We start from the raw sequence: 15,318 nt of genomic DNA, 5'->3' as shown, positions 1-15,318 counted from the left end.
ATGCGAATCGAGATCTGGGCGGACCCGGTCTGCCCGTGGGCGTACATCGGCAAGCGGCGACTGGACAAGGCCCTCGCCGACTGGGACGGCGAGCCGGTCGAGCTGGTGTGGCGACCGTTCCGCATCGACCCGACCGCGCCCGTCCCCGCCACCCCGTTCGAGGGATCGGCGGAGGAAGAGCTGCTGCGCGACCTCGGCATCCTGGGCAACCGGAACGACGCCGAAGCCGCCTGCACCATCGGGCCCGCCCCCGTGGCGCAGACGCCACCGATCGCCGAGATCGCCGCCGCCGAAGGGCTCGGGCCGACCTGGGGCGCCGCCTGGCGCGCCAGCAGCCACGACGCGCACCGGCTGCTCGCCCTCGCCCACCAGCACGGCGGCGCCGAACTCCAGCACACCCTCGCCGAAGCCCTCATGAAGGCACACTTCATTGAAGGCCTCGACATCAGCCACGCCGAAACCCTGGAGCGGCTCGCCACCGCCGCCGGATTCCCCGAGGCCGGCACACTGCTGGCCGACGGCGCTGCCGATCAGCAGGTCAAGGAACTGCTGCTGATCGGCAAGGCCCGGGGTGTCGCCACCTCCCCCACCCTGGTCGTGGGCGACCAGGCCCTGGCCGGCGCCCAGTCACCGGAGATCCTCACCCGCTTCCTGCGCGACGCCGGCGGCCGGCCCCACCGGCAGCTCCCCGCCGAGGTCGAACGGCTCCGGTACGCCGACGCCCTGCTCGACAAGCGCGACCCGCTGGGCGCCCTGACCCTGCTCCACCCCCTGCTGGACGAGTACGGCGACGAGCCCGGCGTGCGCCTGCTGGCCGCCCGCGCCTACTTCGCCTCCGCCCAACTCGGGCGCGCGGCAAGCATGTTGGAGGAACTCGTGGCCCAGTCCCCGGACGACTCCTACGCCCGGCTCCTCCTCGGCCGCACCCTCACCCGCCAGGGCCGCACCGAGGAGGCCGCCGTGCACCTCGCCCTGGCGGCCGCCATGACGCCCGAGTACGCGACGTGAACTCCCAACGCCGCCAGGTCAGTTGACACCCGGCTCCGGCCGGGGCAGCTCGTCCAGGTCGAGCGTGTAAGTCCGCCCGTCGGCCAGCTCGATGGGCAGCTTGCCCGAACCGTACTTGCGCGTGTACGCCGCGATGTAGCCGGAGCCGGCGGGCCGGGTGTGGACGACAACCTCACCGGCGTACGGGTCCACCACCACGTAGACGGGGATGCCGTAACGGCCGTACTTCGCGGTGCAGTCGTCGTAGTCCTTGCGCGCCGAGGAGACCGACACCACCTCGGCGATCAGCAGCACGTCCTCGAAGCCGTAGCGCTTGCCCCGCCGCTGCGCGTCCTCCCGCAGGATCGCGAAGTCCGGGGCCGAGTTCTCGTCGGCCGGGAAGTCCAGGTACACGTCGGATGCGGTCTTCGCATGCCGGCCGAGCGAGAGCGAGTCGATCTGCATCGACTTGATGGTGCTGGAGTGCTCCACGCTCCGCGGAGTCATGACCACCTTCCCGTCCGTGCCGAAAAAGACCACGTACCCCGGAGGGAACTCGGTGTGCATGACCGCGTCCACGCTCATCAACTGCTCCTTCCCGTTGCCCACAGGATATGGCGCCCCAGCCCCACGCGGGGCCCACCGCAGGGTGGCGGGGGCGCGTTACGGGTTGGCGGGCGCCCGGGTGTCGCGCCACCACTGGCGGTCGCCCACGTCGTGAACGACCAGGCCGAGTTTCGCCAGTTCGCGGCGGAGTTCGCCGATCTCCTTCTCCTCGCGCTTCTTCAGCGCCTCGGCCCGCGCCTTGAAGAGCACGTTGCCGCCCGGCGGCAGGCCCGGTATGCCGTCCACCCAGCGGCGGTACGCGTCGCGGTAGGGGTCGCCGTCGGGCAGCCACGGGTACCCGTGGGCGCGGAAGGCCTCCGCGAGGCGTTCGACCGACGGGAGGTCGGCGCCCTCGTTCCGGTACTCGGCGATCAGTTCCTCGCCCTGCGTGCCGAGCACCACCAGCCGCTTGCGGTCGGCGAACACGCCGCTGATCGCCGGCCGGGGAGCGCTCCGGCTGGAGTCGGCGCGGTCCGTGGTGATCCTGTCCTGCTCGACGGTGACGGTGACGTAGCCGCGCTCGGCCAGGACCACGATTGCGCCGCCGAGCAGGGCGCCGAGCACCAGACTCCCAATGGTGGCGGCCGGTTCGGGCGCCTTGGCGATGAGGTCGAGCGGCCCCTGCCACGGGATCCACGGCAGGGTGGACGCCCAGTGCGCCAGGAGTTTGACCAGGAATCCGGCCCCTGCTCCCAGAACCGGGAACCCCACCGCCACCAGTACGCGGTCCGAGGTCTTCTTCCGCACCGTGATCGCCGCAGCTCGGTCAGTCTTGCTCATGCGCCCCTCCCCGAAGCAGAGCCTATCGAACGTGAAACGACCGTTCACAGAACGAGCGTACTATGCCCGTCGCGGACAGCCGGCAGCGGGCGGCGGGACGCACTGGGCGACGGCGAGTGCCGCCGTGACCGGGGTGCCGACCCTGTGGGCGGTGTGCAGGTGCACGATGCCGAACGGGAGCAGGTACCCGACGCACACGACCACCACCGGGTACGGCGCCACGCGTACCCAGTGACGGGAGACGCTGGCGGACAACGGGGGACGGGGCAGGAGTTCGTCGGGGCCGCGGACGGCGCCGGGGTCCGGCGCCGTTTCGACAGCGGCTGTCTACTGCCGGTCCGCTGCTACGCGTACCGGGTGGGTGCGGAGCAGTTCCCGGGTCGGGAGGGCGGTCGCGGCGAGGCTGAGGAGGATCGTTGCGGCGGCCAGCGACAGGACGGTGGTGAGCGGGACGTGGGGTGCGGCACCAGTGACACCCCGGGTGATCGGTACCAGGGTGAGCCAGGCGATGCCGCCACCGACTGTCAGTCCGGTGGCGGCCACCAGCAGCGCCTCCCAGCGCATCATGTCGCGGACCTGGCGGCGGGTGGCGCCGGCGAGCCGCAGCAGTCCGACTTCCCGGCGGCGGTCGAGGACGGTCATCACCAGGGTGTTGACGGCGGCGACGGCCGCGAATCCGCCGAGGACGGCGGCCATCACGGTGTTCGCCCAGGAGGTGACCTGCTGGTCGCGGTCCTCCTGCGCGGCGAAGCCGGCGGCGTTCATGACGGTCAGGCCCGGGGCCGCGAGCTTCGCCAACCGCTCTGCCACCTGGACGCGTTCGGCACCGGGTGCGTCGCTCACCAGGACGTGGCTGTCGAAGGCGGCGTTCACATGGCCGGCCACGGCGGCCCGGGGCAGGACCACCTGTCCGAAGCCCAGCCCGCGTTCGTAGGTCGCGACGACCTTCGGCCTCACCTGGGTGCCGTCGCCGAGCCGGAGCGGGACGCGGTCGCCGACCTTGGCGTGCAGGCTGTCGGCGAGTGCGGCGGAGAGGGCGACGGTGTCGGCCGATTCGGCGAGGGCGCCCAACGAGCCACTGCGGACGCCGAGATCGAGGACCTCGGGAAGGCGCGTCAGATCACCGGAAACCCCCAGCGCCGTCGATGAGGCGAGGTCCTGGCCGGAGCTGTGGACCACGCCGGTGCGGACCACACCGATTGCCGTCGCCACTCCGGGCACCCGGGCGGCGTGTTCGACGGTGTCGGCCGGCAGGCCGGCACCGGCCGAGCCGAGCACCTGGTCGGCGACGATCCCGTCGCGCACCTGCTCGCCGGAGACGTGCCGGACGGTGCCCTGCAGAAGCAGAAGGGTTCCGCAGAACGCGACGACCATGACGATCGGGATGATCGCGGAGGCCAGCCGACGGGCGTGGGCCCTGGTGTTGTCGGCCGCGAGGGAGCCGGAAGCGCCGGCCCGGCCCGACCGCAGGGGCAGGCCCAGCAGGCCGGTGCAGACCTGCGCGACATACGGGCCGAGCAGGGCGACCGCGAGCAGGAAGCACATGACCATGCCGAGCGCGGTGTTGGCGGCACCGGCACCGTTCAGATTGTTCGCGACCCCGGTCAGCACCAGGCCGCCCGCCGCCGCGACCAGGCCGATGACCGTGCGCGCCTTCCCGGGGCGGACGCGCTCCACTGCGGCCTCGCCCAGGGCCTGGCCCGGCCGGAGCCGGGCCGGCCGTCGGGCCGCCAGCCTGCCGGCGGCCAGTGCGGCCAGCAGGCTCAGTACGGCCGCGACCAGGACCGGCAGCGGGCCGGCTTCGAGTGCGACTCCCTCCGGCACCGCGCCGCGTGCCACCAGCTGGTCGAACCACCAGCGGGCCAGTGCGATCCCCGGTACCGCGCCCAGGGCCGCGGCGAGCGGAGCGATCAGCAGCGCCTCGGTCGCGATGGTGCGGCGGATCTGGCGCGAGGTCGCGCCGATCGCGCGCAGCAGGGCGAACTCGCGGGCGCGCTGCCCGGTGGCGAGGGCGATGGTGCTCATCACCACGAAGACGGCGGCCAGGGTGGCGGTCCCGCCGAAGGATCCGCCGAGGCCGATCAGGATCTGCTGGGCCTGGAGCAGTCCGGGCCGTTCCACCGTCGCGCGGTCATCGCCGGTGAACACCTTGGCGGATTCGCCGACCGTCTCCCGCACCTTCGAAGCGAGTTCGTTCACCGGCACGCCCTCGCGCGGTGTGACAGCGATGGCGTCCACCCGGCCGGGGTGCCCGGCGAGACGGTCCGCCACCGTGTCGGCGAACCATGCGCTGCCCCGGCCGGCCCGCGCGTCCGCGAGGCCGCAGACGCGGTAGGTGTCGGTGCCCGCGGGCGTGATGAGCTCGACCCGGTCACCGGTACGCAGTTTCGCAGTCTGCGCGGTGGCCTCGTCCAGCACCACCTCTCCGGCACCGGGGGCGCGCCCCTCGACCAATTCTCCGGCGGTCGGGGCGGTGAAGCCGATCGACGCGTAGCCCCGGCCGGTCAGCGTCGGCACGGCCGGGGACTGCACGGGGAACGCCAGGTCCGGTACCGCGGCGGCGACCCCGGGAAGCGCCGCGATGCGTGCGGCCGATCCGGCGTCCACCCGCGCGCGTTCGGGAAGCGCCGTCTCCTTCTCCTCGGTGCTCCTGTCGTGCTTGACGCTGATCCTGGCGTACGGGTCACCGGCCACCACCACCGGCGTGCGCGCGTAGCGCTCGGGTGCGAGACGCGCCGTGACGCCGGTCTGCAGCAAGGTGCCACAGGCCGTGATGATCGCGGCGGCGAACAGCAGCGCGATGAAGCTGCCCGCGAAGGACGCGGGCCTGAAGCGCACCGCGGCACGGGCCAGACCGTTGCTCACGCCGCCGCTCCGGCGCGGCTGCCCGGCGCCGCCGTGAGCGAGAGCATCCGGTCGGCCACCTCCCTCGGCTCGGGACGCCACAACTCGTCGACGATCGCACCGCCGGAAAGGAACAGCACCCGGTCCGCATGCGAGGCGGCCACCGGATCGTGGGTGACCATCACCACCGTCGCCCCCATCGCGTCCACCGCCTGCCGCAGCAGCGCCAGCACCTCCTGGGCCGAGCGGGTGTCCAGCGCCCCGGTCGGCTCGTCCGCGAACACCACCTCGGGTTCGGTGATCAGCGCACGAGCGATCGCCACCCGCTGCTGCTGCCCGCCGGACAGCTGGCCCGGACGACGCCCGCCGAAGCCTCCCAGGCCGACCCGGGCCAACAACTCCTCGGCCCGGCGCCGGTCCTGACGCCCTCCGGCGAGCCGCTGCGGCAGCAGCACGTTCTGGCGCACCGTCAGCGACGGCAGGAGGTTGAACGACTGGAACACGAACCCGATCCGGCTGCGCCGCAGCTCGGTCAGCCGGTTCTCGTCCAGCTCGGTGAGCTCCGTCCCGCCGAGCAGCACCTTGCCCGAACTCGGCCGGTCCAGCCCGGCCGCACACTGCAGGAACGTGCTCTTCCCCGACCCGGACGGCCCCATCACGGCGGTGAAACTCCCGCGCGGCAGGGCAAGATCGACGCCGCGCAGCGCGTGCACAACGGATTCGCCCCGGCCGTGGCTCCGCCACAGGTCGCGCAGCTCGATCGCCGGGTGCGCGGAGTGCGGTCGCTCGACCTGTGTGCGGTCGCGGCGAAGTGCCATGATGTGCCTTCCCTTGCTGTTCAACGACGTGCCACGGGGATTCCGGTGGGTGCCGTCTCCGGGCGGTGCCGGCTTGACGCGCCGTCCGGAATCGCCGTGCGGGGAGGACTGTAGGAAGACGGTATCGGGCCGGGCGTCACTCCCCGGAGCCAATCGGCCCGTCATACCGTGGTACTACCGGGAGAAACGGGGAGCCGGCGAAGCAACGGCAATCGCCGCGGAACGCGAGAACGGAACGCGAGCCCACCGGTTCAGTTCCCGCAAAGCAATGAGGCCGGTCAACCCGACATGTGTCGAGTCGACCGGCCTCAAGGTCAATTGACCTTCGCTGTGCGCGAGGGGGGAGTTGAACCCCCACGCCCTTTCGGGCACTGGAACCTGAATCCAGCGCGTCTGCCTATTCCGCCACCCGCGCAAGGGTGTAGTCGCCGGTTGCTCGTTTGCTCCGTTCGACCTGCTGAGAAGCTTACCGCATGTTTCGGGGCGCTCCGTCCACCCCGTCGGTCGTCCTGGGGCGGGGTGGTGGGGCGTCACAATGGCCGCATGAGAGCGATCTTCACCGTGGTCGGGGCGGCGCTGCTGGTCTGGACGGCGGCCAGCATTCTGCGGACGCTGGTGGTGCCGCGCGGGCTGTACTCGGCGCTGGCGATCCGGCTGTGGTCCTCGCTGCGGCTGGTGGTGCGGACGGTGGCGGCGCCGTTCGGGGGGTACCGGGCGATCGACCGGGCGCAGACCTGGCTGGCACCGCTGATCCTGCTCGGGATGCTGGGGTGCTGGCTGCTGTCCACGCTCGCGGCCTACACCCTGCTGTTGATAGGGACGTCCGATCTGCCGTGGCACGTGGCGTTCCGGGAGGCCGGGTCGAGTCTGTTCACGCTGGGTTTCGCCAGTGGCGACCGCCTGCACCTGTCGGTGATCGACTTCCTCGCGGCGGCCAACGGCCCGCTGATCATCGCGCTGCTGATCGCCTACCTGCCGACGCTGTACTCGGCGTACAACCGGCGGGAGTTGGAGGTGACGCTGCTCCAGTCGCGGGCGGGCGAGCCGGCCTGGGGGCCGGAACTGCTGGCCCGGCAGACGCTGGTGGGGACGGAGGCCGAACTGCCGGAGCTGTACCGGGACTGGGAGCGGCTGGCGGCGGATCTCGGAGAAGGGCACTCCAACTACCCGGTGCTGATCTCGTTCCGTTCCCCGCAGCCGTACCGCAACTGGGTGGTGGGCCTGATCGCGGTGATGGACGCGGCCGCGATGCAGTTGGCGCTGAACCCGCGTTCGGCGCCGCCGGAGGCGCGGCTGCTGCTGCGCGCCGGGTTCACGGCGCTGCGCGACATCGCGACCGCGCTGCGGATCCCGTTCGAAGCGGACCCGGAGCCGGACGAGCCGATCCGGCTGACCTTCGCGGAGTTCGACGCGGCGGTGGCGATGGTGACGGCCGCCGGGCTGCGGCTGGAGCGGCCGATCGCCGACGCCTGGCCGCACTTCCGCGGCTGGCGGGTCAACTACGAGGCGATCGCCTACGAGTTGGCTCGCCGCTCGGACGCGGTACCGGCGCTGTGGACGGGGCCGCGCGACTTCCCCGCCACCCCGATCCCGCCGCGCCGCCCGGCGGACCGCCGCCCGGTCAACCCCTGACGGCTACCGGAGCAGCTGCTCCTCGGCCTGCGCCAGCACCTCCACCACCCGCCGCCCGAACCGGACGTCGCACGGGTGCGGGGTGCCGGAGGCGACGGAGGCCAGCAGCGCGTCCAGGGCGCGGCCGTACGCGGCGGTGGCCGGCGCGTCCCGGTCGGGGAGGTGCGTCACACCGGAGGCGCCGCGCAGTTCGGCGCCCGCGCCGAGCGCGGAGGCCTCGGGCGGGGCGGTCAGACTGAGCGTGACGGTGCTGGACGCGCCGCCCGCGTGACGCAGGATCAGGTGCGCGGTGTCGCCGGGGCCGGGCGCGGCGGTGACGTGTTCGACGTCGCCGAGGGCGGGCATCAGCACCGACAACGCGTGCGGGCCGACGTCCCACAGCGCGCCCTTCTGCTGGCGCCACGGGGAGGCCGCGTAGGGGCTGTCGGTGGTGAACACCGAGCCGATCCAGTGGCAGTGCGCGGTGAACCAGCCGCCCCGCTCGGCCTGTTCGTCGATCCAGTCGCCCTGCGCGCCGGTGAACCGGACGGTGAAGAACACCACCGAGGCGACACCGGCCGCGGCGGCCGCGTCCTCGACGGCGCGGGCGGCGTCCACCGTCGCGGCGACCGGCTTGTCGAGCAGCAGGTGCCGGCCGGCCGCGGCGGCGCGCACCGCGTACTCGGCCTGCACGTCCGGCGGCAGCGCGAGGGCGACGGCGTCCACCGCGGCCAGCAGCTCGTCCACCGCCGCGTATCCGGGCACGCCGTGGGCCGCGGCGAGTTCGGCGGCGGCCTCGGGGCGACGGCCCCACACGCCGGCGAACTCGACGTCCGGGTGGGCGGCCAGCGCCGGGGCGTGCACCAGGCTCGCCCAGGGGCCGGTGCCGAGCAGTCCGATCCGCACGGTGCTCAGCCCTCCACCCGGATCAGCGTGAAGCCGTCGTAGCCCTTGCGGCCGACGGTCTGCACGGTGGTGGCGTCCAAGCGCTTGTCCCCGGCGAGCAGTTCGTGCAGCTGCTGGACGCCGCGCACGGCCTCGTCGGTGCTCTGCTCCTCGGCCAGCCTGCCGCCGCGCACCACGTTGTCGACCACGATCACCGAGCCGGGCCGGGTGAGCGCCAGCGACGCCTCCAGGTAGTGCGGGATGTTCGGCTTGTCGGCGTCCACGAACACCAGGTCGTACGGTTCGACGCCGTCCTCGATCAGCTGCCGCAGGGTGTCGCGGGCCGCGCCGAGCCGGACCTCGACCCGGTCGGCGAGGCCGGCCCGCCGCAGGTTGGCGGTGGCGATCTCGGCGTGCGTCGGGTCGATCTCCAGCGTGGTCAGGGTGCCGTCGGCGGGCAGGGCGCGGGCCAGCCAGATCGCGCTGTAGCCGGCCAGCGTGCCGATCTCCAGGATCCGCCGGGCGCCCTGCATCCGGGCCAGCAGGTGCAGCAGCTTGCCCTGGTTGGCGGCCACCGCGATCTGCGGCAGCCCGGCCCGGTCGGCGGCCTCGACGGCCGCGTCCAGCACCTCGTCCTCGCCGATCAGCCGGGCGGCGGCCCAGTCGTCCACCGCCGTCCAGAGCTGCTGCGGGTTCTCCTGCGTGCTCATTCCCCACCTCCGTGATCGCTTCGCGCTGCGACCCTACTCCCTGCCCTGCGGCCGACGGCGCCGGACGCGACGAGGCCGCCACTGCTCCCGCCCCCGGACGCGAGGAGGCCGCCGCGTCCGGTGCGGACACGGCGGCCTCGGCCGGGCGGGCGTCCGGCGGTTCAGTCGACGAGCGTCTCGGAGAGCGGCTCGCCGCTCTTGCCGCCGGACTGCTCGGGGTGCTCGGCCCGGGACTTCTTGGCCCGCCACTTGAGCACCAGCGCCGAGCCGACGCCGAACACCGCGGCAGCGCCGAGGCCGATGTACGAGGCGCCCTGGAGGTACTTCTCGGCGACCTTGCCGACCTGGTACACCAGCAGCGTGGTGCCGCCCGCCCAGACCACGCCGCCCAGCACGTTGGCGATCAGGAACTTCCAGTACGGCATCCGCAGGGTGCCGGCCAGCGGGCCCGCGAAGATCCGCAGCAGTGCGATGAACCGGCCGAAGAACACCGCCCACATGCCCCAGCGGTGGAACGCGCGCTCGGCGGTGGCCAGATGCTCGGGCCCGAAGTGCTTGGGGAACCTGCGGCCGAGTTTCTCGAACAGCGGCCGGCCGCCCTTGTGGCCGATCGCGTAGCCGATCGAGTCGCCGATGATCGCACCGGCTATCGCGCAGCCGGCGACGCCCCACGGGCTGACGATGCCCTTGGCGGCGAGCAGCGCGGAGGAGACCAGGGCGATCTCTCCGGGCAGCGGAATACCCAGGCTCTCCAGTCCGATGATCAGACCGATGATCACGTACACCGAGGTCGGCGGAACGCTCTCGATCCACTGGTCGAGGTGCAAGGCGGAGTACCTCCGTCTGGGCAGGGACAGGTGGCCGACACACGGCGGCGCACAGGAAAGCTTCGGTAAAGGCCCGAGCCGGCCCAGCCTAGCCGCTCCCGGCCCGCAGGCCGAGCGGCTGCCCCACCCGCAGGTCAGCAGGGGTTCGGGACGCCCCGCACCCGCTCACTCACACCCGGTCCAACTCCCGGCCCCGGCACAATCGTTCCCGATCGGCGGGTGACATTCCGCGCACCCGTCCGGCCTGTTCCCGGCCCCCGGGCGCACCCCATACTCCGTCTCCGAACAGCAGGACAGTACGGACCTCGGGGAGGACGCATGACCACGGCAGCGGCGGCGGCAGGCACCTGGCGGCTCGGCGATCTGGAGGTGAACCGGCTCGGCTACGGCGCGATGCGACTGACCGGCAACGGCATGATGGGCAACTCCGACGGCGCCCCGATCGACCGCGGGCACGCCGTCCGGCTCCTGCACACCGCGTTCGAACAGGGCGTCAACCACGTCGACACGGCCTCCTTCTACTTCTCGCCGCTGCGCTCCGCCAACGAGCTCCTCAACCGGGCGCTCGGCGACTGGCGGGGCCACCAGGTGGTGGTGGCCACCAAGGTCGGCCCGGGGCGCACCCCGTCCGGCGAGTGGCAGACCATGGCCCGGCCGGACGAGCTGCGCGGCCAGGTCGAGGAGAACCTGCGCCAGCTCGGCCGCGACCACCTGGACGTGGTCAACCTGCGCCGCAACGGACCCGACTGCGCCTCGGTCGCCGAGCACTACGGCGCGCTCGCCGAACTGCGCGAGGCCGGACTGATCCGGCACCTCGGGCTGTCCAACGTCCGCCCCGAGCACATCCGGGAGGCGCGGAAGATCGCCCCCGTGGTGTGCGTGCAGAACTCCTTCGGGCTGGACTGGCGACGGGCCGAGGAGACCGGCGTGCTCGGCCTCTGCGCCGCGCTGGGGATCGCCTTCGTCCCGTTCTTCGCCATCGCCGGCCTGCGCCGCGAGGCCGCCGCCGCGACCGAACAGGACCGCCGGGTCGCCACCGTCGCCGCCGAACTCGACGCCACCCCCGCCCAGGTCCGCCTCGCCTGGACCCTGCACCGCGGCCCCCACGTCCTCGCCATCCCGGGCACCACCAACCCCACCCACCTCACCGAAAACCTCGCCGCCGCGACACTCCGCCTGACACCCGGCCAACTCACCCTGCTGGACACCGCCACGCCGCCAGCCTGAGCACCCGCCGGGGCCGGGGAACGGTGCAGGGCGGGGCCGAGGACAGGACGGGCCACTGCCTCTCGGCTCGGCGGCCGCACCCGCGCGTTCACGACGGCTCGACGCAGAACAGCGCGGCCCGGACCTGCGCGGCGCTCGGGCTGCCCGCGCCGTGCACCCGGACGGTCAGGTTCTCGCCGGGCAGCAGTGTGGTCAGGCCCCGGTCGGCGGTGGCGGCGGGGTGCAGGCGGTCGGGCTGGAGCAGCAGGTCGCGGAGCAGCGTGCGGGCGGTGATCCGGACGTCCACCGCGCCGTCCCCGCTCTGCGTCACGTCGAGGTCGAACTCGGGCTGCGGGTAGGCGAACTGCTTGTCGGGGACGGGGAGGTGCACGGCGCGCAGGCCGTCGGCGTCCGCCACCAGAAACTCCTCGGTCGCTCCCTCGTCCGTCAACAGCCCGTCCGGCAGCGGGAGTTGACGGACCGCGCGCGGCGGGACGGTGAGCTTTTCGGTGTGTTCGGCGAGCAGCCGGCCGGTGGTGTCGAGGCGGCGCAGGCGGAGGGTGGTGTTCCATGGTTCGGCGGACTGGTTGATCAGGGCGGCGCGGGGTGCGCCGTCGCGGTCGGCGGGCTGGAGGGTGAGCAGCCGGTCGGCGTACAGGCGGCGCAGTTCGTGGTGCAGGGGCTTCAGCCGGCCGTCGCCGTCGATGGCGGCCCAGGAGGAGACCGGCCAGCAGTCGTTGAGCTGCCAGACGATGGTGCCGGCGCAGTGCGGCCAGTGGGAGCGCCAGTGTTCGATGCCGGTGGCGATGGCGCGGGCCTGGACGACCTGGGTGAGGTAGTGCCAGCGGTCGAAGTCGGTGGGGACGTCGAAGTGCCGTTCCAGGCCCCGGCGGAGTTTGCCGTTGCCGTCGCCGGCCTTCTGGTGGTGCAGCATGCCGGGCGAGTCGGCGGCGAGGGTCTCGCCGGGCAGGGCGCGGCGCAGGGTGGCGTGGGTGGGCGGGGCCTGCCAGCCGAATTCGGCGACGAAGCGGGGGACGTTGGCGCGGTATTCGGCGAAGTCCTGGCGGTTCCACACGTCCCAGGAGTGGTGGGTGCCGTGGTCGGGGTCGTTGGGGTGGTGGTCCCAGCTGCCAGACCAGGGGCTGCCGGCGCTGTACGGGCGGGTGGGGTCGAGTTCGGCGACGATCCGGGGCAGCAGGCCGAGGTAGTAGCCCTCGCCCCAGGAGTCGCCGTTCAGCTTCTCCTCCCAGCCCCAGTCGCGGAAGCCCCACTGGTTCTCGTTGTTGCCGTTCCACAGCACCAGGGAGGGGTGCGGCATCAGGCGGACCACGTTGTCGCGGGCCTCGGCCTCGATCTCGCCGCGCAGTGGCTGTTCCTCGGGGTAGGCGGCGCAGGCGAACGGGAAGTCCTGCCAGACCAGCAGGCCGAGTTCGTCGCAGAGGTCGTAGAACGCGTCCTGTTCGTAGATGCCGCCGCCCCAGACGCGGATCAGGTCGATGTTGGCGTCCACGGCTTGTTGCAGGCGGGTGCGGTAGCGGGCGGGGGTGACGCGGGTGATCAGGGTGTCGTCGGGGATCCAGTTGGCGCCGCGGACGAACAGCGGCTCGCCGTTGACGGCCAGGGTGAAGGGGGTGCCGGTGGCGTCGGGGGTGCGGTGCAGCTCGACTGTGCGGAAGCCGATCTGCCGTTGCCAGGTGTCGAGTTGGGTGTCGCCGTCGGCGAGTGTGACGGCGAGTCGGTAGCGGGTCTGGTCGCCGTAGCCGCGCGGCCACCACCGTTCGACCTCGGGGGCTTCCAGCACGAGCACGACGGTGTCGCCGTCGAAGGTCACCGCTGCCTGCGCACCGGCGACGGTGGCGCGGGCGGTGAGCGGGCGGCCGGTGCCGGTGGTGGTGCGTTCGACGGTGAGGTGCAGTTCGATCCGGCCGGTGGTGCCGTCGGCGGTGATCAGGGGGCGGACGGTCGCGATCCTGGCGGTGGACCAGTGCTCGAGGCGGACGGGCTTCCAGATGCCGGCGGTGGGCAGTGTCGGGCCCCAGTCCCAGCCGAAGCTGCTGGCCATCTTGCGGATGTACTGGAACGGCTCGGGGTACTCGTTGGGCCGCTCGCCGACGATGCCGCGGACCCGCTCGGCCTCCGTGTAGGCGCTGGTGAGACGTACCGTCAACTCGCCTGCCAGGCCGGTGGCGTCGAAGCGGTGACGGCGGTGCATGTTCCGGGTGGTGCCGAGGACGGTGCCGCCGAGGGTGACGGTGGCGACGGTGTCCAGGCCGTCGAAGACCAGGTCGGTGCGCTCGTGGGTGCTGCCGTGCGCGGGCAGGTCGAGGGTGTACGTCCAGTCGCGGCGGCCGACCCAGGCCACCTCCAGTTCGTTCGCGTCCAGGTACGGATCGGGGATCAGCCCGGCCGCCAGCAGGTCGGTGTGCACGCAGCCGGGCACCGCGGCGGGCAGCAACTCCCCGTCGTGGTGCAGGTTCCAGCCCTGGTCGAGCGGGGTGGTGTCCATCATCCGGGCGGCTCCTCGATCGCGGACGTGCGGCGCGAGCAGCACGGTAACCCCGCCCCGTCGGAGCTGTCCACGAACCGGTCGGGCCGCCACCGCCCCACGCTGTGGGTGGCGGCCCGACCGGTCGGTGTCTGCGGTCAGGGCTCGTACACCATCTCCGGGAAGCTCGCCGAGGGGCCGTCCAGCAGGTGGTCGTCGTGGCCGCGCAGCCAGCGGTCGAAGAAGCCGGCCACGTAGGTGCGGGTCGCGAGCACCGCCCGGTCGGGTCGGACCTCGCCGATGTCGCCGCGCAGCGCGTCGGCGGAGATCGCGCCCTGGTCGGCGAGTTGCGGCAGCAGGGATTCGGCGTCGGTGTACGAGCCGTGGCGGGAGCCGTCGAGGGTGAAGTCGGCGTGCCAGCCGGTGCTGTGGCGCCACAGGGCGTCCCAGCCGGGCTGCTGCCGGTAGGGGCCGGAGTCGTCGCTCCGGGTGCCGAGCAGCAGGAACGGCCGGTCCAGGCCCTTCTCGGCCACGTCGGCCGGAAAGACGCCGGTCCGCCCGTCCGGGCCGGGGAAGTGCAGTTGGCCGTCCATGTTGACGGCCGCGTCGATCCGGGGGTCGTCGTGCATGGTCTGGAGGGCGGTGGCGCCGCCGCCGGAGTGGCCGACCATGCCGATCCGGTCGAGGTCGAGTGCGGCGCCGACGCCGGGCGGCAGGGTGCCGGAGCACTTCAGGTGGGCCAGCTGGTCGAGGACGAACCTGGTGTCATCGACCCGGGTGTTGAGCATCTTGCGCAGCAGCGCGCCGACGTCGAGGTTCGGGTTCGGGTCCTTGGCCAGCTCCGGGAACACCGAGGTGGCCAACTCGCCGTTCGGGAGGGACACTTCGGACGCCTCCCAGGTGTGGTCGATGGTCACCACCACGTAGCCCCGCGAGGCCAGGTCCTCCACCAGGCCGGTGCCCCAGGTGCGCGGGTCGCCCAGCCCCGCCGAGTACAGCACCACCGGCCGGGCCCGGCCGGGCAGCGCGGGCGCGTCGGTGCGGGCGTGGGTGCGTACGCCCGACCAGTCGGTGCGGCCGGGTTCGAAGCCCTGGTTCATCTGTGTGGCGCTCCCGGCACTGCCGAAGTGCGCCCCCGCGTCGGGGGTCATGTACGGCGCCCGTGCGCTGCCGAGCGGCGCCCGGCCGGTCGGGTACCAGAGGCTGATCATCAGCTCGCGCGGCCGTCCGGCCTTCCACGGGTCCTCCCGGCCCTGCTCGACCAGGTGCACGCTGGTGGTGCCGACCGCGTACGGTCCGGTGGGCACCGGCAGCGCCGCTGTCGCCAACTGCCCGGCCGGGGCCTTGCCCACCGCCACCGCGCCGGGAGCGGCGGCCACCCCCAGTGCCACCGTCGCGGCCAGCACCACTGCCGCCGTCGCTCGTCCCCGCTTGCGCATCGTCCGTCCCCCTGCTCTCGTCCTCGGTGCGTTCCTCGGCACGGGAGAGAAGGTACGGGCGGGGCGGGTGCGAAGCCGTCGTCCTGCGGAGCCAACTCGCCGGGGCTACCCCGGTATGAC

12 protein-coding genes and 1 tRNA gene are annotated in these 15,318 nt (G+C 73.0%); 3 read left to right on the top strand and 10 right to left on the bottom strand.

The window, feature by feature from the left end:
• Nucleotides 1-1,008, top strand: coding sequence for a DsbA family protein (locus tag ACFV18_RS08095; protein ID WP_380480499.1), 1,008 nt, complete (start codon nt 1-3; stop codon nt 1,006-1,008).
• Nucleotides 1,009-1,026: 18 nt separating this feature from the next.
• Here the strand turns inward: ACFV18_RS08095 and ACFV18_RS08090 are convergent, their stop codons facing one another.
• From ACFV18_RS08090 to ACFV18_RS08070, 5 genes are all read right to left on the bottom strand, one after another.
• Nucleotides 1,027-1,572 (bottom strand): Uma2 family endonuclease, encoded by a 546-nt coding sequence (locus ACFV18_RS08090; RefSeq protein WP_380480497.1) that lies wholly within the window; start codon nt 1,570-1,572, stop codon nt 1,027-1,029.
• A 78-nt stretch (nt 1,573-1,650) separates the two neighbouring features.
• On the bottom strand, nt 1,651-2,373 hold the full coding sequence (locus ACFV18_RS08085; RefSeq protein ID WP_380480495.1) for a hypothetical protein: 723 nt from the start codon (nt 2,371-2,373) through the stop codon (nt 1,651-1,653).
• A 327-nt stretch (nt 2,374-2,700) separates the two neighbouring features.
• Nucleotides 2,701-5,238, bottom strand: a complete 2,538-nt coding sequence (locus ACFV18_RS08080; protein WP_380480493.1) for an ABC transporter permease — start codon at nt 5,236-5,238, stop codon at nt 2,701-2,703.
• A complete protein-coding gene (locus ACFV18_RS08075) occupies nt 5,235-6,035 on the bottom strand; it encodes an ABC transporter ATP-binding protein (RefSeq protein ID WP_380480491.1) in 801 nt (266 codons plus the stop codon). The genes ACFV18_RS08080 and ACFV18_RS08075 overlap by 4 nt, the downstream gene beginning before the upstream one ends.
• Before the next feature lie 331 nt (nt 6,036-6,366).
• A tRNA-Leu gene (locus ACFV18_RS08070) sits at nt 6,367-6,450 on the bottom strand.
• Nucleotides 6,451-6,578: 128 nt separating this feature from the next.
• Between ACFV18_RS08070 and ACFV18_RS08065 the strand changes: the two genes are divergently transcribed.
• On the top strand, nt 6,579-7,667 hold the full coding sequence (locus ACFV18_RS08065) for a hypothetical protein (RefSeq protein ID WP_380480489.1): 1,089 nt from the start codon (nt 6,579-6,581) through the stop codon (nt 7,665-7,667).
• 3 nt (nt 7,668-7,670) lie between these two features.
• Here ACFV18_RS08065 and ACFV18_RS08060 read toward each other — a convergent pair whose 3' ends face one another.
• The 3 genes from ACFV18_RS08060 to ACFV18_RS08050 form a co-directional block, all read right to left on the bottom strand.
• On the bottom strand, nt 7,671-8,552 hold the full coding sequence (locus ACFV18_RS08060) for a Gfo/Idh/MocA family oxidoreductase (protein WP_380480487.1): 882 nt from the start codon (nt 8,550-8,552) through the stop codon (nt 7,671-7,673).
• A 5-nt stretch (nt 8,553-8,557) separates the two neighbouring features.
• The gene (locus ACFV18_RS08055) at nt 8,558-9,241 is read right to left on the bottom strand and encodes an O-methyltransferase (protein ID WP_380480485.1); all 684 of its coding nucleotides are present in this window, start codon (nt 9,239-9,241) and stop codon (nt 8,558-8,560) included.
• A gap of 161 nt (nt 9,242-9,402) precedes the next feature.
• On the bottom strand, nt 9,403-10,068 hold the full coding sequence (locus ACFV18_RS08050) for a DedA family protein (protein ID WP_380480483.1): 666 nt from the start codon (nt 10,066-10,068) through the stop codon (nt 9,403-9,405).
• A gap of 318 nt (nt 10,069-10,386) precedes the next feature.
• Between ACFV18_RS08050 and ACFV18_RS08045 the strand changes: the two genes are divergently transcribed.
• On the top strand, nt 10,387-11,295 hold the full coding sequence (locus ACFV18_RS08045; RefSeq protein ID WP_380480481.1) for an aldo/keto reductase: 909 nt from the start codon (nt 10,387-10,389) through the stop codon (nt 11,293-11,295).
• 88 nt (nt 11,296-11,383) lie between these two features.
• On the opposite strand, the gene ACFV18_RS08040 is transcribed toward ACFV18_RS08045, so the two are convergent.
• Entirely contained in the window at nt 11,384-13,783 is a 2,400-nt protein-coding gene (locus ACFV18_RS08040; RefSeq protein WP_380480479.1) for a glycoside hydrolase family 2 protein, read from the bottom strand.
• Between the two features lie 134 nt (nt 13,784-13,917).
• Nucleotides 13,918-15,198, bottom strand: a complete 1,281-nt coding sequence (locus ACFV18_RS08035) for an alpha/beta hydrolase family protein (RefSeq protein WP_380480477.1) — start codon at nt 15,196-15,198, stop codon at nt 13,918-13,920.
• Between the last annotated feature and the right edge of the window lie 120 nt (nt 15,199-15,318).

Source organism: Kitasatospora sp. NPDC059673, from assembly GCF_042734215.1.
Taxonomy (GTDB): domain Bacteria; phylum Actinomycetota; class Actinomycetes; order Streptomycetales; family Streptomycetaceae; genus Kitasatospora.
Note: the sequence above shows the minus strand (reverse complement) of the source record. Positions and strands in the feature narration are given on the sequence as shown.